This window comes from Thermomonospora echinospora, from assembly GCF_900108175.1.
In the GTDB taxonomy this organism is placed as follows: domain Bacteria; phylum Actinomycetota; class Actinomycetes; order Streptosporangiales; family Streptosporangiaceae; genus Thermomonospora; species Thermomonospora echinospora.
This window is the reverse complement of record NZ_FNVO01000020.1, coordinates 23,231-40,289: the sequence shown is the minus strand read 5'-3', so window position 1 is coordinate 40,289 and position 17,059 is coordinate 23,231. Positions and strand designations below refer to the sequence as shown.

Here is a 17,059-nt window from a genome sequence, read left to right as displayed (position 1 = left end):
GGGGTGCAGGATGGCGCGCTTCCCGGTGGTGCTGCGGGGATATGACTGCGCGCAGGTGGACGCCCTGACCGCCCGGATCGAGGACGCGCTGCAACGCGGCGCCGGGTTCCTGACCGCCGAAGACGTGCTGCGCAGCCGGTTCGCGGTGGTCCTGCGCGGCTATGACCAGCAGGCGGTGGACGAGTACCTGTACGAGTGCATCCGGCGGCTGCGGGAGGGGGCCCGGCCGGTGCGCCCGCAGCGGCGTCCCCGGGTGCCCGCCGGCCGGCTGATCGACTGGATCCACGGCATCGAGTTCTCCGGTGCGGGGATGCGCACCGGATACGACGCCCGCGACGTGGACGCCTTCCTCGACCGGGTGGTCGCCGGGCTGCGCGGCGCCGGACCGCCGGTCACCGCCGGCGACGTTCGGGCCAGCTCGTTCCGGACGGTCCGGTTCGGGCCCGGCTATGACGAACGCGAGGTCGACCGCTTCCTCACCGAGCTCGCCGACGCGCTGGAGTCCGCCGTCACCCGCTGACCCCGGCCGGGGCGGCCTTGGCGCGGCCGTGAAGCCGGGGGGAGGACCTCGTTGACCGGGCGTCCGGGCGCTTCCTGGTCTCCGCCTTCTCCCGTTGGGTTTTCCACAATCATTAAAGGGTCTGGTCAACGGGCGCCGCTCGGGAGACGCTACGAGACATGGACTGGATCGTCACTGAGCGTCAACGACTGCACTCGCTGTTCGGTGTCTTCCTCGCCCCCGAGGTCAGCGCGGCGATCGTGCCGCTGGCCCGCCCCGCGCTCCGGCTCGGCGGGCAGGGCACGGCCGTCCGGCTCGGCGGGCCGCCGCTGCTGCCGCCGGCGGCCGACTGGCCCCGGTGGGCCGGCCGGCCGCTGGACTTCCTGGCCGTCGTCGACTTCGCCGAGCTGGCCGCCGTCCTGCGGCAGCCGGGGATGCCGGGCAAGGGGCGGGCCGCCTTCTACTACGCCAGCCGCACCCCCCGTCCATGGGGCAGCCGGCCCGAGGAGCGGGACGGCTGGCGCGTCTTCACCGGGGAGCTGGTGGAGAGCGAGCCGCCCCCCGGCGTGACCTCCGCCCCGGCCCGCACGCTCGGCGCCGCGCCGTTCCTGTCCCTGCCCGCCCCGCAGGAGCCCGTCCTGCAGCAGGTGGAGAGCAGGTACAGCGGCATCCTGACGGTCTACGAGCAGTTGTACGCCGCCTGGCTGCAGCATCTGTGGCCGGACGATCCCGTCCACCAGATCGGCGGCTGGCCGGTCATCGTCCAGCGCCCGGTCGCCCCGGAGGCGCAGCACGCCTCCTCGGGCCGGGATCCCGACACCGTCACCCCGGAGGAGCAGGAGACCGCCGCCGGCGAGGGCGATGAGTGGAGCCCGCTGCTGCAACTGGACTCCGACGACCATCTCGGCTGGCACTGGGGCGACCCGGGCCGGGTCTACTTCTGCAACCGGAGATCGGCCCCGCTGGAGGATTCGTGGCTGATACTCCAGGCCCGCTGATCACCCCCGACCACGCCGCCGGTCTCCCTCGTCGTGTCGGGGCCGGATCCGATGGTGGATGGCCGGGGACACGGAGCCGCCCTTGACGCTGTCACCTGGGGCGGCGGGCCAGGAGGAGATGACCGGCGGCGAGCACCGTGGACCAGAGGGCCAGATGCAGGGCGAGGCCGGGGAAGGCCGCGATGAAGGCCACAGGGCCGTCATGCGCGGCGCGCAGCCACTTGACCATCGGCACGGACAGCGGGCTGAGCGGGCCGAGACTGAGGAGCAGCGCGGCGGTGACACCACCGAGCAGCGCCAGGAGGGAGTGGCCCGGTGAAGAGATGATCGACCGTTGGGCATAGGCGCCCAGCAGCGTTCCGGCGAGGGCCACCAGGAAGGTCAGACCCGCCCCGGCCGCCGTCGGCGCCAGGCCCGTGCCGACAGAGACGCACTGGACCAGCGGGATCGCCAGGAGGAGGCCGCCGAGGCAGAGGTTCACCGCGTAGGCCGCGAGCAGGCCCGCCACGGCGGAGGCGACCGGATGGCCGGCCGCGGTCGCCGAGAGGGCGCGCTGTTCGTCCGGCTGGGTGTCCAGCAGGGACCTGGCGGACCACGCGCAGATCGGGAACACGAGTGCGGCGATGTCTCCGAGGGCGCCGGTGGCGAGTTCGACCCGGCGGGGGCCGCCGGGCCATTGCGCCAGGCCCAGCGTGAGGATCAGCAGCACCAGGATCAACGGCTGCAGCACCCGCAGGGAACGCACGTACCCGCAGACCTGGAAGCGGGCCAGGGCCATCACGGTCGACACTCGACGGATCGGCCCCATGCGCCCACCGGGTGTGATCGGTCTGCTGGACGCGGTCATTGCCGGGCGTCCCGCACATCGTCGGTCCGCCGTCCTCGACGGGTGCCCCGGCCGGCCTGGGCACAAGGCAGGCCCGCGTCTGGTGGCATTCCTTGGGGGAGTGTCCGATCTTCGGCGGGGCCGACTTGCCGGATGATGCGTTTGCGCAGGTGAATTGACGTTGCGTAGGCGACGCCGACGCGAGTCCCCCCGTTATGCGGGCATCCCCTTCTGCGGGACGTGCGGCCAGGGACGAGGCCGCGCTGATCGCAGAAGGCGGAAAGGCGGGACCGGCAGGTAGGTGCGGTCACTTGGACGTGTCCATGCGGTCGTGCGGTCGTGCCGGGGCAGACGGGGGTTCGGAGCGCTCGCGGTGGCGGACGATGTGGCCTTGGGCGCGTAGTTCGTTGGCGAGGGCCTCGGCCTCGGTGCTCGGCACGGCCACTTCGAGGACGGTCCAGGAGGCAGGGGCCGGCGCTTCGTGCGGATCGGCGGTGTCACGGTGCGGGCCTGCATGTACGGGGGCCGTGGCCGGGGTGACGGTGCCGTTGGCGACGTGGAGGCGGTGCAGGGCGGGCAGGTCGTCGAGGCAGTGCTGGTGGTCGCTGACCACCACGGTGGAGCCTTCGGCGGCGAGCTCGGCGATGAGGGCGGGCAGTGCGTCGCGCGTGGCGGAGTCGAGGCCGGCGAACGGCTCATCCAGGATGAGCAGGCCGGGATGGGCGGCGAACGCCTGGGCCAGCCCGAGCTTCTGGGCGCTGCCCTTGGACAACTCGGGGAGCCGGACGTCCCTCAGACGGTCGAGATTGAGGCGGCCAGTCCAGTCGTCGGCGGCGGGCAGACCGCGGACAGCGGCCATGTGCTCCAGATAGGTGCGCACTGTGAACGGTTGGCCGGTGGGAAAGCGCTCGGGGGCGTAGCCGACGTGCGCGGGACGGCCGGCGATGGTGCCGCGGCGGGGTGCGCGCAGCCCGGCGAGCAGCCGCAGAAGGGTGGACTTGCCCGCACCGTTGTGACCGGTGACCTCAGTGACCTGGCCCGGGGGAAGGGAGAGGGAGACGTCCCGGAGCACCCAGGGGGACCTCCGGCGGTAACGGAAGGCGACGCGTTCGAGCCGCATAGGGTACGCAAGGTAGCGATCAATGTGTAAGGCCGACGTTAGCCCGAGGGGACGGCGGGATGCCGAGCAAGAGCGACTCCGGTGGGGCCTGTGTCTTCTGCGAGATCATCAAGGGGACCCGCCCGGCGCACCTGGTGATGGAGACCGAGGACGCGATGGCGTTCCTGGACGCGCGGCCGCTGTACAAGGGGCACACGCTGCTCGTCCCGAAGGAGCACTACGAGACGCTGCCGGACCTTCCTCCGGAACTGGTCGGGCCGCTGTTCGGGTACGCCAGACGGCTGGCGACCGTGATGGAGACCGGGCTCGGGGCGGCCGGGTCGTTCGTGGCCCTCAACAACCGGATCAGCCAGAGCGTGCCGCACCTGCACGTCCACGTGGTGCCCCGCAACCGCAAGGACGGGCTGCGGGGCTTCTTCTGGCCGCGCACCAAGTACGCCTCCGAGGAGGAGGCGGCCGGTTTCGCGGCCCGTCTGCGGGAGGCCCTGCGGGACCCGGCCGAGCCGTCGCTCTAGCCGCCTGCCACGGAGGCCGGGGTCAGCGGGTGCCCCAGGAGTACGTCTGCTTGCGGAGTTTGAGGTAGACGAAGCTCTCGGTGGTCAGGACGCCGGGCACGCCGCGGATACGGCCGAGCAGTTCCAGCAGGCGCTCGTCGCTCTCGCAGACCAGTTCGACCAGGATGTCGTAGGAGCCGGCGGTGATCACGACATAGTCGATCTCCTCGACGGCGGCCAGTTCGTCGGCGACCTTCTCCAGGTCGCCCTCGCACTTGATGCCGATCATCATCTGCCGGGAGAAGCCCAGCATCAGCGGGTCGGTGACGCCGACGATCTGCATGACGCCGGTGTCCAGGAGCTTTTGCACCCGCTGCCGGACGGCGGCCTCCGACAGGCCGACCGCCTTGCCGATGGCGGCGTAGGAGCGGCGGCCGTCGGCCTGCAGCTGCTCGATGATGCGCTTGGAGATCTCGTCCAGGTGCACCCCCCGGGACGGGGAAGCGGCCGGTCGCTGCCGCAGCGGGGGGACGTCCGTCATCGGGCTCTCCTCGTTCGCATCGCCGCCTGCCTCCAGGCCGCCGGGACAAGGGTAGGGCGGGCCTCACCGAACGGGATCGCCACCCCTGAACGCTGCGACATCATGCCAGTTGCAGGGTTATTGTCAAACGAATCCGTTGCGAAACTCGATCGTAACAACGGAATCACTTGTCAGGCGGGGCTATCCTCTGCCAAGGTCGGTGCGACGCAGGGCAATCCGGACACGCGCCGCGAGCAAACGCCCCAGGTCACGGCAGGGGCCGGAAGACGGAGGTCGAAGTTGACCAGCGACAGGACACGACTGCGGAACTTCGTAGGTGGAGAATACGTCGACGCCAAGGACGGCCGTACCTCGGAGGTGATCGACCCCAGCACCGGCCAGGCCTACGCCGAGGCGCCGCTGTCGGGGGCCGAGGACATCGACGCCGCCGTGCAGGCCGCCGCCGAGGCCTTCCCCGGCTGGCGTGACGCCACCCCCAAGGACCGCAGCCTGGCCCTGCTGAAGATGGCCGACGCCATCGAGGCCCGCGCCGAGGAGCTCATCGAGGCGGAGTGCCGCAACACCGGCAAGCCCATCGGCCTGACGGCGGAGGAGGAGATCCCGCCGATGGTCGACAACATCCGGTTCTTCGCCGGTGCGGCCCGGGTGCTGGAGGGCCGCTCATCCGGCGAGTACATGGAGGACCACACCTCCACCATCCGCCGCGAGCCGATCGGCGTGGTCGCCCAGGTGGCGCCCTGGAACTACCCGATGATGATGGCGGTGTGGAAGTTCGCCCCGGCGCTGGCCGCGGGCAACACCGTGGTCCTCAAGCCGTCCGACACCACCCCGGTGTCCACCCTGCTGCTGGCCGAGATCGCCGCCGAGTTCCTGCCGCCGGGCGTGTTCAACGTGGTGTGCGGCGACCGCGACAGCGGCCGCCGGCTGGTCGAGCACCCGATCCCGCAGATGGTGTCGATCACCGGCAGCGTCCGGGCCGGCATGGAGGTGGCCGCCTCCGCCGCCAAGGACCTCAAGAAGGTGCACCTGGAGCTGGGCGGCAAGGCCCCGGTGGTGGTCTTCGACGACGCCGACGTGGAGAAGGCCGCCGAGGGCATCGCGGGCGCCGGCTACTTCAACGCTGGGCAGGACTGCACCGCCGCCACCCGCGTGCTGGTCAGCGAGCGGCTGGCGAGTGACTTCACCGCCGCCCTCACCGAGCAGGCCAAGAACACCAAGGTCGGCGCGCCCAGCATGGAGGACGCCTACTTCGGCCCGGTCAACAACGCCGGCCAACTGGCCCGCGTGCAGGGCTTCCTGGACCGTGCGCCCGGCCACGCCGAGGTGACCGCCGGCGGCTCCCGGATCACCGGTGAGGGCTACGACGGCGGCTACTTCTTCGCCCCCACCGTGGTCAGCGGGCTGCGGCAGGACGACGAGATGGTGCAGAACGAGATCTTCGGCCCGGTCATCACGGTGCAGACCTTCTCCGCCGAGGACCAGGCCGTCGCCTGGGCCAATGGCGTCAAGTACGGCCTGTCGGCCAGCGTGTGGACCAAGGACCACGGCCGCGCCATGCGGATGACCCGACGGCTGGACTTCGGCGCGGTCTGGGTCAACACCCACATCCCGTTCGTGTCGGAGATGCCGCACGGCGGCTTCAAGCACTCCGGCTACGGCAAGGACCTGTCGATGTACGGCTTTGAGGACTACACCCGGATCAAGCACGTCATGCACTACATCGGCGACTGACCCGTCGTCGCGGGGGCCGACTCCCGTTCCTCGAACGGACGGCCGGACGACCGGAGCCGCGCCTCGGTCGTCCGGCCGTCCGCCCCGGGACCGGCCCCCGGCCCCCGGCCCCACCGGTTACAGGAACCACGCGAAGGAAACCCCCGCCAATGACCGAGACACAGGACGCCCCGGCGCGGGGCGACTCGGCGACGCTGCCCGCGATCGAGCTCGCCGGCGTGGTCAAGGACTACCAGTCGCACGGTGAGACCGTACGGGCGGTCAAGGGCCTGGACCTGACGATCGGGGAGGGGGAGTTCTTCTCCCTGCTCGGCCCGTCCGGCTGCGGCAAGACCACCACCATGCGGATGATCGCCGGATTTGAGGAGCCCACCGAGGGCGAGGTGTTCCTGCACGGCCAGAAGGTCACCGGGGTGCCCGCCCACCGCCGCGACGTGAACATGGTGTTCCAGTCGTACGCGCTGTTCCCGCACATGAGCGTGTTCGAGAACGTGGCGTTCGGACTGCGGCGCAAGGGCGTGGAACGCTCCGAGATCACCCGGCGGGTCGGCGAGATGCTGGAGATCGTCGACCTGGCCGGCCGGGAGAAGCGCCGCCCCGGCCAAATGTCCGGCGGCCAGCAGCAGCGGGTGGCGCTGGCCCGCGCGCTGGTCAACCGGCCGCGGGCGCTGCTGCTGGACGAGCCGCTGGGCGCCCTCGACCTCAAGCTGCGCCAGCAGATGCAGGTCGAGCTCAAGCGCATCCAACGCGAGGTCGGCGTCACGTTCGTCTACGTGACCCACGACCAGGGCGAGGCGCTGACCATGTCGGACCGGATCGCGGTCATGAACGACGGGAGCCTGGAGCAGCTCGGCACGCCCCGCGACATCTACGAGCATCCGGCCAGCAAGTTCGTGGCCGGCTTCATCGGCACCTCCAACCTGCTGTCCGGCGAGGTCGCCGAGGTCGCGGACGGGCGGGCGGTGCTCGCCTACGGGCCCGGCGAGCGGATTGTGGTGCCGCTGCGCGAGGGGACGGCGGTCTCCGGCGGGCAGCACGTGGAGCTGACCGTGCGCCCGGAGAAGATCGAACTGCACACCGAGCCGCCGGCCGGCGACGGGTCGATGATCCGGGGGACCGTCAGCGAGGTGGTCTACCTGGGCACCTCGACCAACTACCAGGTGGTCACCTCGGCCGGGGCCGATGTCGTGGTGTTCACCCAGAACGTCAACTCCGCCGAGGACATCGCGGCCCGGGGGGACAGCGTCTGGCTGTCATGGGACCCGCGGCACTCCTACCTGATCGGCCAGATTGGAGCAACGCCATGAGCCGTCACCCGCATCCCGGCGACCCCGCCTTCCTGCGCGGCCTCATCCAGCCCCGCATGCGGGGCCCGCTGACCGGCCGCCGCGACGTCCTGCGGCTGTTCGGCGCGGCCGGCGCCGGGCTGGCGCTGGCGGCCTGCGGCGTGCAGGGCCAGGGCGGCAAGGACAAGGTCAGCCAGTCCGACGTGCAGAAGTTCTGGGCCGGCAAGGCCAAGAACGGCACCCTCAACTGGGCGAACTGGCCCGGTTACATGGAGGAGGACCGCGCCACCATCAAGGCGTTCACCCAGGCCACCGGCATCAAGGTGGACTACAAGGAGGTCATTCAGGAGAACGCCGAGTGGTTCGGCAAGATCGAGGCCCCGCTGCGCGCCGGGCAGTCGATCGACTTCGACCTGATGGTGATGTCCAACGGTATCCAGCTGGAGAAGGCCCGCCAGCTCGGCTACCTGGCCCCGCTCGACCATTCCAAGCTGCCCAACTTCGCCAAGAACGCCGGGCCGAGCTACAAGAACCCCTCCTATGACCCGGGCAACGCCTTCACCATCCCCTACACCTCGGGCGTCACCGGGATCGCGTACAACACCAAGTACGTCAAGGAGGAGATCACCAGCATCTCCGCCCTGTGGGACTCCCAGTACAAGGGCAAGATCGGCATGATGGCCGACAGCCAGGAGCTGGGCAACTTCGGGATGTTCGCGGTCGGTGTGGACCCGGAGAAGTCCACCCCGGCCGACTGGCAGAAGGCCGCCGACAAGCTGCGCGAGCAGCGGAGCCTGGTGCGCAAGTACTACACCCAGGACTACGCCGACGCCATCTCCAAGGGCGACGTGTGGATCACCATGGCCTGGTCGGGCGACGTCTACAGCCTCGGCCTGGACGACGTGAAGTTCGTGGTGCCCCAGGAGGGCGGCACGATCTGGACCGACAACATGTGCATCCCCAAGACCGCCGCCAACCCGGTCGACGCGCTCACGCTGATGGACTGGCTGTACGACCCGCGGGCCAACGCCACGCTGACCGAGTACATCAACTACATCACCCCGGTCCCGGCCGCCCAGGAGATCATCAAGCAGGACGCGGCGCAGGCCAAGGGCGCGGAGAAGGCCGAGCTGGAGCGGCTGGCCGCAAGCTCCCTGGTCTTCCCGACCCAGCAGGACATGGCCAGGCTGCGCCGCTACCGGACCCTCACCCAGGACGAGGAGAGCGAGTACCAGAAGGTCTTCAACCCCATCTCGCAGGGGTCGTAGATGCGCCGCAGGCTCACCCCCTACCTGATGATCCTGCCGGCCGGGCTGTGGCTGGTGGTGTTCTTCGCGGTCCCGCTGATCATGATGGCCTCGCTGTCGCTGCAGCAGGGCAACCTGGTGGACGGGTTCCAGCAGACCTTCCACTGGCAGAACTACACCGAGGGGCTGAGTACCTACGGTGACAAGGTCGTCCGGTCGCTGTGGTACGGGCTGCTGGGCACGGTCGCCTGCATCGTCATCGCCTACCCGGTGGCGTACTGGATCGCCTTCCACGCCGGGGACCGCAAGTCCACCTACCTGTTCCTGCTGCTGTTGCCGTTCTTCGTCTCGTTCATCCTGCGCACGGTGTCGTGGAAGTTCGTGCTGGCCGACAACGGGATCGTGCTCGGCACGCTGAAGGGCTGGGGGCTGCTGCCCGAGGGCTTCCACGTGCTGCAGACCTCGTTCGCGGTGATCGCCGGGCTGGCCTACAACTTCCTGCCGTTCATGGTGCTGCCGATCTACGTGGCGCTGGAGCGGATCGACTACCGGGTGATCGAGGCGGCGAAGGACCTGTACGCCGGGCGGGTGCAGGCGTTCGTCCGGGTGGTGCTGCCGCTGTCGCTGCCCGGGGTGTTCGCCGGCGTGATCATGACGTTCGTGCCGATCTCGGCCGACTACGTCAACGCCGCGATCCTGGGCGGGCCGCAGAACACGATGATCGGCAACGTGATCCAGACCGAGTACTTCAACAACAGCAACTACCCGACGGCCTCGGCGCTGTCGTTCACGCTGATGGCGATCCTGCTGGTCGGGATCTTCCTGTACGCGCGGGTGTTGGGCACCAAGGACGTGCTGGAGGCGGCGGGCCGATGACCACGACCACTGCTCCCGCCGCCGCCAAGGCGCCCGCGCGGCGCCGCGTCCCGCGCAAGGGCCTCGGGCTGCGGATCTACACCTGGGCGGTGATCGCGTGGCTGGTGCTGCCGATCGCCGTGATGATCCTGTTCGGGTTCAACGACACCTCCAGCAAGTTCAACTTCGAATGGGAGGGCTTCACCCTCAAGTGGTACGCCCAGCTGTTCGACCGGGAGGACCTGACCACCGCGCTGATCAACTCGATCACCATCGCGCTGGCCAGCACGGTGATCACCACGGTGCTGGGCACGCTGGTGGGACTGGCGCTGGGCCGCTACTCCTTCCGCGGCAAGGGTGTGTCGAACCTGGTGTTGTTCGCCGCGATCTCCAGCCCGGAGCTGGTGATGGGCGCCTCGCTGCTGTCGATGTTCGTCACGCTGAACACCCCGCGCGGGTACGCCACCATCCTGGTGTCGCACGTGATGTTCTCGATCGCGTTCGTGGCGATGACGGTGCGGGCCCGCGCGGTGGGCCTGGACCCGTCGATCGAGGAGGCCGCCCGGGACCTGGGCGCCGGCCCGTGGACCACGTTCCGGCTGGTCACACTGCCGCTGATCATGCCCGGGGTGATCTCGGGGGCGCTGCTGGCCTTCGCGCTGTCCATCGACGACTTCATCATCACCAACTTCACCAGCGGCTCGACGGTGACGTTCCCGCTGTGGGTGTGGGGCTCTACCCGGACCGGCACCCCGCCGCAGGTCAACGTGATGGGCACGCTGCTGTTCGCGGCCGGGGTACTGATCGCGGTGCTCAACATGGTCGCCTCCCGGCGCCGCGCCCGGCGCGGGTGAGGGACGCGCGGTGAACGTCCTGAAGGCACTGGCCGAGGCGGAGCCGGTCCCGTACTGGCTGACCGACCCCGCCCGGCCGGAGCCCGCGCCCGCCCTGGTCGGGCCGGTCACCTGCGACCTGGCGGTGGTCGGCGGCGGCTACACCGGGCTGTGGACCGCGCTGCTGGCCAAAGAACGCGACCCGGCGCTGGACGTAGTCGTCCTGGAGGCCGACCGGGTGGGCGGCGCGGCCTCCGGCCGCAACGGCGGGTTCTGCTCGGCCAGCCTCACCCATGGCCTGGGCAACGGGCTGGAGCGATGGCCGGACGAGCTGGCCACGCTCGAACGCCTTGGCCGCGACAACCTCGACGGCATCGAACGGACACTGGCCCGGTACGGCATCGACGCCGAGTTCGAGCGCACCGGCGAGCTGGACGTGGCCACCGAGCCGTGGCAGCTCGACGACCTGATCGAGGCGGCCGAGGCCGCCCGTCGGCTGGGACACGACCCCGTGCTCCTGGACGCCGGGCAGGTCCGCGCCGAGGTGGACTCGCCCACCTACGTGGGCGGCCTGTGGGACACCGGCGGCACCGCGATGGTGCACCCGGCCAAGCTGGCTTGGGGCCTGGCCGACGCCTGCCGTTCCCTGGGCGTGCGCGTCTACGAGCGCACGCCCGTCCGTTCCCTCACCGATCAGGGGGGCCGGCTGCGGCTTGGCACGTCCTACGGGTCGGTGTCGGCCGCGCGGGTCGCGCTGGGCACGGGCGTCTTCCCGCCGCTCCTCAAGCGCCTCAAGCACTACCTGGTCCCGGTGTACGACTACGCGCTCATGACCGAGCCGCTCACCGACGCCCAGCTCGCCTCCATCGGCTGGCGCAACCGGCAGGGCATCGGAGACAGCGCCAACCAGTTCCACTACTACCGGCTGACCGCCGACAACCGGATCCTGTGGGGCGGCTACGACGCCATCTACCACTACGGCAACGAGCTGCGCACCGAACTCGAACAGCGCCCGGCCACCTTCGTCAAGCTCGCGCGGCACTTCTTCCAGACGTTCCCCCAACTCGAAGGGCTCCGCTTCACACACGCCTGGGGCGGCGTCATCGACACGTGCAGCCGCTTCTGCGCGTTCTACGGGACGGCCTACCAAGGGCGGCTGGCCTATGCCGCCGGTTACACCGGCCTGGGCGTGGGGGCCACCCGGTTCGGCGCGGCGGTGATGCTCGACCTGCTCTCGGGGAGCCGGACCGAGCGGACACGCCTGCGGATGGTCCGCAGCAAGCCGATCCCGTTTCCGCCGGAGCCGCTGCGGTACGGGGCGATCCAGATGACCCGCTGGTCCATCGCCCGCGCCGACCGCAACGAGGGCCGCCGCGACCTGTGGCTGCGCACCCTCGACCGCTTCGGCCTGGGCTTCGACTCCTGACACCCGGCCCGGAGGCACCCCGGCCCGGCAAGCCCACGGCACCTCGCGTCGTGCGGCTCATGGATCTCACGGACGACCGGCACGACGCGAGCGACGCGTCGAACCCACTGGCCGCCAGAACACGGATAACCGGCAAGCCTCATGGACGACCAGTGTGGCGCGCTGGTGTACGCCGGTCGGTGGAACGGGGACGGTCTGCGGGACTTACGGATAACCGGTGCGGCCGTCGAGAAGCTCGCGGACGATGTCGAGGTGGCCGGCGTGGCGGGCGGTCTCCTCGATCATGTGCAGGACGATCCAGCGCGCCGTCGGGTGGGCGCCGTGACGTTCGACCGCCGCCGCCGCGTCCAGGCCGACCGAGGTGACGATCTCGTCGGAGCGCGCGCACTGCCGTCGATAGTCCGCCAGCAGCCGGGGGAGCGGCACGCCGTCGACCCGGAACTCCCGGTCGGGGTCCTCGTCGGTCCACGGGCCGAGTTCCGGCTCGCCCAGCAGGATGTGCTCGAACCAGGACTGCTCCACCCACCGCAGATGGCTGACGAGCCCGGCGACGGTCATCAGGGGAGAGGTCGGCAGCAGCGGGCGGTGGGCGGTCTCCTCGCCGAGCCCGTCACACTTGGCGGCGACGGCGGAGCGCTGGGCGTTGAGAAAACCGAGCAGCAGGCCGAGCTCGCCGGTGCCGGGTACGGACGTTCCGTCGATCATGTCGCCTTCCGTCGCCGAACTGGGGATGCCCCGAACCGGAGACCGGCTCGTTCCACACCACCCACGGTGTCACGGACCCCGCCCGCCGGCCATCCGATCATCGAAACGCGATCATAGGCGGCCGCCGACACAGGGGGGAGGCCGGCCCGCCCGCGCACGGCCCGCCGCCCTGGAGGGCGCCGTCCGGCGTCGACGTGCACCGCTGCCCCGGCGTACCGCGGGAAACGCCGGTGACCGAAGTGTTCACGCGGCGTCTAGACGAGCGTGTCCAACTGGTCGGCGAGCTGCCCGGCGGTGGGGCGGGTGCTCGGGTCGCCCAGGCAGGAGCGGACCAGGTCGGCGATCTTCGGCGGCAGATCCTCCGACACCTTCGGCGGGCTGCTGAGCACCTTGCGCAGGGTCAGCAGCGGATCGTGCACCGGCAGCCCCCCGTAGATCCCGGTGCCGGCGGCGAACCAGTGCAGGGTGGCGCCCAGCGACCACAGGTCCACCGCGGTGGTGGTCGGCTCGCCCCGCAGCGAGGCGGGGTCGGTGTACTCCACCGACGGCAGCGCCCCCATCCCGGTGATGGTGACCCCGGGGGCCAGCACCTGCGCCAGCCCCAGGTCGGCGAGCTTGCCGCCGTCCTCGGTGAGCAGGATGTTGGAGGGGTTGATGTCGCGGTGCACGATGCCCGAGTCGTGCAGGGCCTGGGCGGCGCGGGCCGCGCATGCCAGCGCCCGGTAGTAGTCGGCGCGCTCACGGGGCCCGGCCGGGGAGGCCAGCGACCCGCCGGGCAGGTACTCCATCGAGTAGTAGAAGATCCCCGCCTGCTGCCCGGCGTCGTACAGCGTCACCAGGTGCGGCGAGCGCACCGCGGCGAACGCCTTCAGCTCCCGGGTGGCGCGGCGGAAGGCGTCCTCGCCCGTCCCGCCGACCACCTTGACGGTGACGTACTCGGCCTCCACCGGCAGCCGGTCGGGACGGTGGGCGAGGAAGAACTCCCCATGGTTGCCCTGCCCCAGCGACCGGACGAAGTCGTAGTCGGCGATGCCCTGCATCAGGTGTCCTTTCCAGCCGTCCGGGCGGCGCGGCGCTCGGACGGGTCGACCAGGATGACCCGCCGCCCGGCGGCACGCCGCACGGCGGCCTCCCCGGGGACGGTCGGCGCGATGACGATCACGTCAGGTTCGGCGTCGGCCACCAGTTCGGGCAACTCGGCGGCCACGTCGGCGGAGAACCGGCTGACCACCCGGACCCCCAGCTCGCCGGTGCGGATCTCGGCGGCCAGCTCCTCCAGCCGGGCCATGGTGCCGGCCATCTCGGCCAGCTCCGCCGACAGGCCCAGCCCGACCTCCAGCCGCTCGGCCGGATAGGGGCGCAGGTGGACCAGCACCACCTCGGAGGGCCCGCCGTAGACCGCCCGCTCGCGGGTCAGCTCGGCCAGGCCCTCGGTGTCGCCGGGGTCTGCCACGACGACCAGGACACGGCGGGCGCCCGGCGGCCGGCCGAGCGTCGACCGCTGCGCCTCGGCCTGGTCGCGGGCCACCTGCCGGGTCGGGTAGACCCAGTTCAGCAGCGGCCCGGTCATGGCGGTGGTGACCAGCGCCATCACCACCATGAGCGAGTAGAGCTCGGTGTCCAGCACGCCCTTCTGCAGGCCGACGCTCAAGATGACGATCTCGGTCAGCCCACGGGTGTTGATCAGCGTCGCCAGCGCCGCCGCCTGCCGGGTGGGCAGGCGGTGCAGCCGGGCGGCGGCGTACGCCCCGCCGATCTTGCCGAGGACGGCCGCCACCAGGATCACCGCCAGCACCCCGGCGCTGTCCAGGTCCAGGGTGGTCAGGTCCACCGACATGCCGGCGACCACGAAGAACATCGGCAGCAGCAACAGCACGGCCAGCTGCTCCAGCCGCTCCAGGATCTCGTGGTTCAGCCGCTCGGCGCCCTCGCGCGGCATCACCGCGCCGAACAGGAACGCCCCGAAGATGAAGTGGACGTGCATCCACTCGGTCGCCCACGCCGAGGCGAACAGTCCGATGAGTACCAGAGCCAGCAGGTTGGGCGTCAGCCGCCCGGCCCGTTCGTAGGCGGGCACCAGCCGCCGCAGCAGCGGCCGCACGCCCAGGAACATCACCAGCGCGAACGGCACGGCCAGCGCCACGTGCCACTGGCCCGACCCGCCGGCCCCCGCGAGGGCCACCACCACCGCCAGCACCGTCCACGCCAGCACGTCGATGATCGCCGCGCAGGCCAGCGCCAGGCCGCCCAGCCGGGTGCGGTGCATCCCGCGGTCGGTGAGGATGCGGGCCAGCACCGGGAACGCGGTCGCCGACATCGCCGCGCCGAAGAACAGCACGAACGGCAGCGTCCTGCCCTGGTCGTGGTCGTCGGCCAGCCACAGCGCCACCAGGCAGCCCAGCCCGAACGGCAGCAGCGTCGAACCCAGCGACACGCTCGCGGCCACCCGGCCCTTGCCGCGCACCAGCTTCTGGTCCAGCTCCATGCCGACCACGAACATGAACAGCACTAGGCCGACGTCGGCCAGGCCCTTGAGCACCGGCCGCAGGTCGGCGGGGAACAGGTCCTCGCCGACCAGGTCGCCCAGCAGCGTCGGCCCGAGCAGGATCCCGGCCAGGATCTCCCCGATCACCGGCGGCTGCCCGACCAGCCGTGCCCCCGCGCCCAGCAGCCGGGCCAGCACCAGCACGACGACGATGTCCAGCAGCAGGATGTCGACGCGCATCAGTGTTTCCTATGCGACTCGTAGCGGAAGCTGCGCGAGGCGCCGAGCCGCACCATGGTGCCAGGGTGGATCTGGAAGGGCTGGCTGGCAGGGATCTGCCGGTACTCGCTCTCACCCGGCGGCATCACGTACGTGCCGTTCACCGAGCCCAGGTCCACCAGCTCGACGTCCCAGTCGTGCAGCCGCACCTGCAGGTGCCGCCGCGACACCGACCCGCTCTGGTCGTCGACCCGGGCGGGCCGCGCCTTGCCCGCGGTCACCTGCTCGGCGCGTTCGGGGTCGCGGCCCATCACGTAGTCGGCGTCCAGCCGCAGCGCCATGCCGTCGTCCATCAGCAGCACGCCCAGCGGCGGCCGCGGGCCGCGGCGGGGGATGACCGTCAGCTGCCCCATGGCGATGCCGCAGACCCCGCAGTAGTGCGCGCGGGGGTCGTTGAAGTGGCCGTTCTTGCAGTCACCGCCCCACACCTCCGGACGGGAGTCAGGCTCCGGGTCGAACCGGGTGGCCGGCGGTGGCGGTGGGGGAGCGGGCGCGTCGGCGGGCTGGATCAGCAGCACCGACTCGAACGGCTGGGAGCGGATGTCGTCGGGCGGGATGTCGCCGGGCGCCGGTCGCGGCGCGGCCTCGGCCGGCACCGGCGGCACGCCGCGCGCGGTGGGAGCCTCCACCGGCATCGGCGCACTCGGGCCGGACGCTCCCTGGCGGGGGTCGGTCGGGACCTCCGGCCGCAGCAGCGCCTGCTGCGCCTGCTGCGGCTGGGCGGCCGGGCGGGACGCGGCAGGCCGGCCCGGCGACGCCGCGTGGGCCGGTGCGTCGGCCAGCCATTCCAGGCCGCCGCCGGGCACCACCCCGGCGTCCAGCCGGCTGCGCGGATCGGCCTGGCCCGCTCCGGGCAGCCGCAGCTCGATCCGGCTCACCGGCCCGCTCACGAAACGGTCGGTCCAGGTCAGCGCGGTACGGCCGCCCAGCGTCACCTCGCCCTCGCCACCGGACACGGTGACGATGGCGGCGCCGGAGACCAGCACCGCCGCGCCGCCGTCGGCGGGACCGGCGACCGCACAGGCGGCCATGGACTCGCCCATCGAGCCTGCCAGCGCTCGGGCCACGTGGTGGATCAGCAGTCGTCCGGCGTTCGGGTCCGCGCCGCTCTCGGCCGCCAGCCGCAGCGCCGCCAGCAGCCGGTCGGCCAGTTCGCCGTCCGCGTCGCAGGCCAGCAGCATCCCGGCGGCGTGCGCGACCAGCCCGCCCCCGGGCAGCGGCCGGACCACGGGACCGGCGGATGCGGAGGACGGGGGAGCGGCGGCCGGGGAGCCTTGGTCGAGCCGGCTCATACCAGCCGCCCTCCCCGGAACCGCCAGCGGACGAACGGCACCCGCATCGGCCCGTTGGCGACCAGCCAGACCGCCAGCCACACCACCGCAAAGTGGATCCAGAAGGTCGCGGCGGGCGGGCCGGCCGTGATGCCCGGCACCACGTCCAGCTCCAGCAGGCCCCACAGCAGCAGGCCCTCCGGGACCAGGGTGAGGAGGCCGAATAGCGTCGGCCAGTCCTTCTCCCAGCGGAACTGCATGAGGAAGTGGTAGAGCAGCTCCCAGCAGACCCCCAGCACGGCGACCGAGGCCAGTACCACCAGGCCGGTCCGGTAGCGGTCGCCCAGCGCGGCCGATCCCGCGCCGGGCAGCACCGGCACGATCAGCGCGGTGACGACCAGGCCGACCGTCGCGAGCAGGAACAGCCGGGTCTGGATCCGGCCGGACAACGTGGGTAGCACGG

17 protein-coding genes are annotated in these 17,059 nt (G+C 71.4%); 9 read left to right on the top strand and 8 right to left on the bottom strand.

All coding sequences use genetic code 11. The annotated features are described in order from the left end of the window. The first annotated feature begins 10 nt into the window (after window positions 1–10). Both C4U03_RS31440 and C4U03_RS31435 read left to right on the top strand, forming a co-directional pair. The gene (locus C4U03_RS31440; protein ID WP_103943047.1) at window positions 11–520 is read left to right on the top strand and encodes a DivIVA domain-containing protein; all 510 of its coding nucleotides are present in this window, start codon (window positions 11–13) and stop codon (window positions 518–520) included. A 158-nt stretch (window positions 521–678) separates the two neighbouring features. Further along, window positions 679–1,497 carry a DUF1963 domain-containing protein gene (locus C4U03_RS31435; protein WP_103943045.1) on the top strand — a complete coding sequence of 273 codons (819 nt, stop codon included), beginning with the start codon at window positions 679–681 and terminating at the stop codon, window positions 1,495–1,497. Between the two features lie 91 nt (window positions 1,498–1,588). Here the strand turns inward: C4U03_RS31435 and C4U03_RS31430 are convergent, their stop codons facing one another. Together C4U03_RS31430 and C4U03_RS31425 are read right to left on the bottom strand one after the other, a co-directional pair. After that, a complete protein-coding gene (locus C4U03_RS31430) occupies window positions 1,589–2,287 on the bottom strand; it encodes a hypothetical protein (protein ID WP_146087586.1) in 699 nt (232 codons plus the stop codon). Between the two features lie 343 nt (window positions 2,288–2,630). After that, window positions 2,631–3,443, bottom strand: coding sequence for an ATP-binding cassette domain-containing protein (locus C4U03_RS31425; protein ID WP_103943041.1), 813 nt, complete (start codon window positions 3,441–3,443; stop codon window positions 2,631–2,633). A gap of 59 nt (window positions 3,444–3,502) precedes the next feature. On the opposite strand from C4U03_RS31425, the gene C4U03_RS31420 reads away from it, so the two are divergent. Continuing rightward, entirely contained in the window at window positions 3,503–3,958 is a 456-nt protein-coding gene (locus tag C4U03_RS31420) for an HIT family protein (protein WP_103943039.1), read from the top strand. 22 nt (window positions 3,959–3,980) lie between these two features. Here the strand turns inward: C4U03_RS31420 and C4U03_RS31415 are convergent, their stop codons facing one another. After that, on the bottom strand, window positions 3,981–4,478 hold the full coding sequence (locus tag C4U03_RS31415; RefSeq protein ID WP_103943037.1) for an Lrp/AsnC family transcriptional regulator: 498 nt from the start codon (window positions 4,476–4,478) through the stop codon (window positions 3,981–3,983). A 279-nt stretch (window positions 4,479–4,757) separates the two neighbouring features. Here C4U03_RS31415 and C4U03_RS31410 point away from each other — a divergent pair, with 279 nt between their 5' ends. The 6 genes from C4U03_RS31410 (at window position 4,758) to C4U03_RS31385 (ending at window position 11,856) form a co-directional block, all read left to right on the top strand. Continuing rightward, a complete protein-coding gene (locus C4U03_RS31410) occupies window positions 4,758–6,209 on the top strand; it encodes a gamma-aminobutyraldehyde dehydrogenase (protein ID WP_103943035.1) in 1,452 nt (483 codons plus the stop codon). A 149-nt stretch (window positions 6,210–6,358) separates the two neighbouring features. Then, on the top strand, window positions 6,359–7,516 hold the full coding sequence (locus tag C4U03_RS31405) for an ABC transporter ATP-binding protein (protein WP_103943033.1): 1,158 nt from the start codon (window positions 6,359–6,361) through the stop codon (window positions 7,514–7,516). Next, the gene (locus C4U03_RS31400) at window positions 7,513–8,763 is read left to right on the top strand and encodes a polyamine ABC transporter substrate-binding protein (protein ID WP_103943031.1); all 1,251 of its coding nucleotides are present in this window, start codon (window positions 7,513–7,515) and stop codon (window positions 8,761–8,763) included. Before C4U03_RS31405 ends, C4U03_RS31400 begins: the two co-directional genes overlap by 4 nt. Next, complete coding sequence (locus C4U03_RS31395; RefSeq protein ID WP_103943029.1) at window positions 8,764–9,618, top strand: ABC transporter permease; 855 nt, start codon at window positions 8,764–8,766, stop codon at window positions 9,616–9,618. It abuts the gene before it with no gap. Continuing rightward, window positions 9,615–10,451, top strand: coding sequence for an ABC transporter permease (locus C4U03_RS31390; protein ID WP_103943027.1), 837 nt, complete (start codon window positions 9,615–9,617; stop codon window positions 10,449–10,451). The genes C4U03_RS31395 and C4U03_RS31390 overlap by 4 nt, the downstream gene beginning before the upstream one ends. 10 nt (window positions 10,452–10,461) lie before the next feature. Further along, window positions 10,462–11,856, top strand: coding sequence for an NAD(P)/FAD-dependent oxidoreductase (locus C4U03_RS31385; protein ID WP_103943026.1), 1,395 nt, complete (start codon window positions 10,462–10,464; stop codon window positions 11,854–11,856). Window positions 11,857–12,060: 204 nt separating this feature from the next. Here the strand turns inward: C4U03_RS31385 and C4U03_RS31380 are convergent, their stop codons facing one another. The 5 genes from C4U03_RS31380 to C4U03_RS31360 form a co-directional block, all read right to left on the bottom strand. Beyond that, on the bottom strand, window positions 12,061–12,561 hold the full coding sequence (locus C4U03_RS31380) for a DinB family protein (protein ID WP_103943024.1): 501 nt from the start codon (window positions 12,559–12,561) through the stop codon (window positions 12,061–12,063). 254 nt (window positions 12,562–12,815) lie between these two features. Continuing rightward, window positions 12,816–13,601 (bottom strand): protein kinase domain-containing protein, encoded by a 786-nt coding sequence (locus tag C4U03_RS31375; protein WP_103943022.1) that lies wholly within the window; start codon window positions 13,599–13,601, stop codon window positions 12,816–12,818. Beyond that, on the bottom strand, window positions 13,601–15,286 hold the full coding sequence (locus C4U03_RS31370) for a cation:proton antiporter (protein WP_200827599.1): 1,686 nt from the start codon (window positions 15,284–15,286) through the stop codon (window positions 13,601–13,603). Before C4U03_RS31370 ends, C4U03_RS31375 begins: the two co-directional genes overlap by 1 nt. Then, window positions 15,286–16,617: an FHA domain-containing protein gene (locus C4U03_RS31365; RefSeq protein WP_103943020.1), complete on the bottom strand. Its 1,332-nt coding sequence runs from the start codon at window positions 16,615–16,617 to the stop codon at window positions 15,286–15,288. Before C4U03_RS31365 ends, C4U03_RS31370 begins: the two co-directional genes overlap by 1 nt. Next, on the bottom strand, window positions 16,614–17,057 hold the full coding sequence (locus tag C4U03_RS31360; protein ID WP_103943018.1) for a hypothetical protein: 444 nt from the start codon (window positions 17,055–17,057) through the stop codon (window positions 16,614–16,616). Before C4U03_RS31360 ends, C4U03_RS31365 begins: the two co-directional genes overlap by 4 nt. Window positions 17,058–17,059 lie beyond the last annotated feature (2 nt).

Bases quoted from the DNA above. Each gene is read 5' to 3' on its own strand.
- C4U03_RS31440 (WP_103943047.1), top strand. From the start codon at position 11: ATGGCGCGCTTCCCGGTGGTGCTGCGGGGATATGACTGCGCGCAGGTG.
- C4U03_RS31435 (WP_103943045.1), top strand. From the start codon at position 679: ATGGACTGGATCGTCACTGAGCGTCAACGACTGCACTCGCTGTTCGGT.
- C4U03_RS31425 (WP_103943041.1), bottom strand. From the start codon at position 3,443: ATGCGGCTCGAACGCGTCGCCTTCCGTTACCGCCGGAGGTCCCCCTGG.
- C4U03_RS31420 (WP_103943039.1), top strand. From the start codon at position 3,503: ATGCCGAGCAAGAGCGACTCCGGTGGGGCCTGTGTCTTCTGCGAGATC.
- C4U03_RS31415 (WP_103943037.1), bottom strand. From the start codon at position 4,478: ATGACGGACGTCCCCCCGCTGCGGCAGCGACCGGCCGCTTCCCCGTCC.
- C4U03_RS31405 (WP_103943033.1), top strand. From the start codon at position 6,359: ATGACCGAGACACAGGACGCCCCGGCGCGGGGCGACTCGGCGACGCTG.
- C4U03_RS31400 (WP_103943031.1), top strand. From the start codon at position 7,513: ATGAGCCGTCACCCGCATCCCGGCGACCCCGCCTTCCTGCGCGGCCTC.
- C4U03_RS31395 (WP_103943029.1), top strand. From the start codon at position 8,764: ATGCGCCGCAGGCTCACCCCCTACCTGATGATCCTGCCGGCCGGGCTG.
- C4U03_RS31390 (WP_103943027.1), top strand. From the start codon at position 9,615: ATGACCACGACCACTGCTCCCGCCGCCGCCAAGGCGCCCGCGCGGCGC.
- C4U03_RS31380 (WP_103943024.1), bottom strand. From the start codon at position 12,561: ATGATCGACGGAACGTCCGTACCCGGCACCGGCGAGCTCGGCCTGCTG.
- C4U03_RS31375 (WP_103943022.1), bottom strand. From the start codon at position 13,601: ATGCAGGGCATCGCCGACTACGACTTCGTCCGGTCGCTGGGGCAGGGC.
- C4U03_RS31370 (WP_200827599.1), bottom strand. From the start codon at position 15,286: ATGCGCGTCGACATCCTGCTGCTGGACATCGTCGTCGTGCTGGTGCTG.
- C4U03_RS31365 (WP_103943020.1), bottom strand. From the start codon at position 16,617: ATGAGCCGGCTCGACCAAGGCTCCCCGGCCGCCGCTCCCCCGTCCTCC.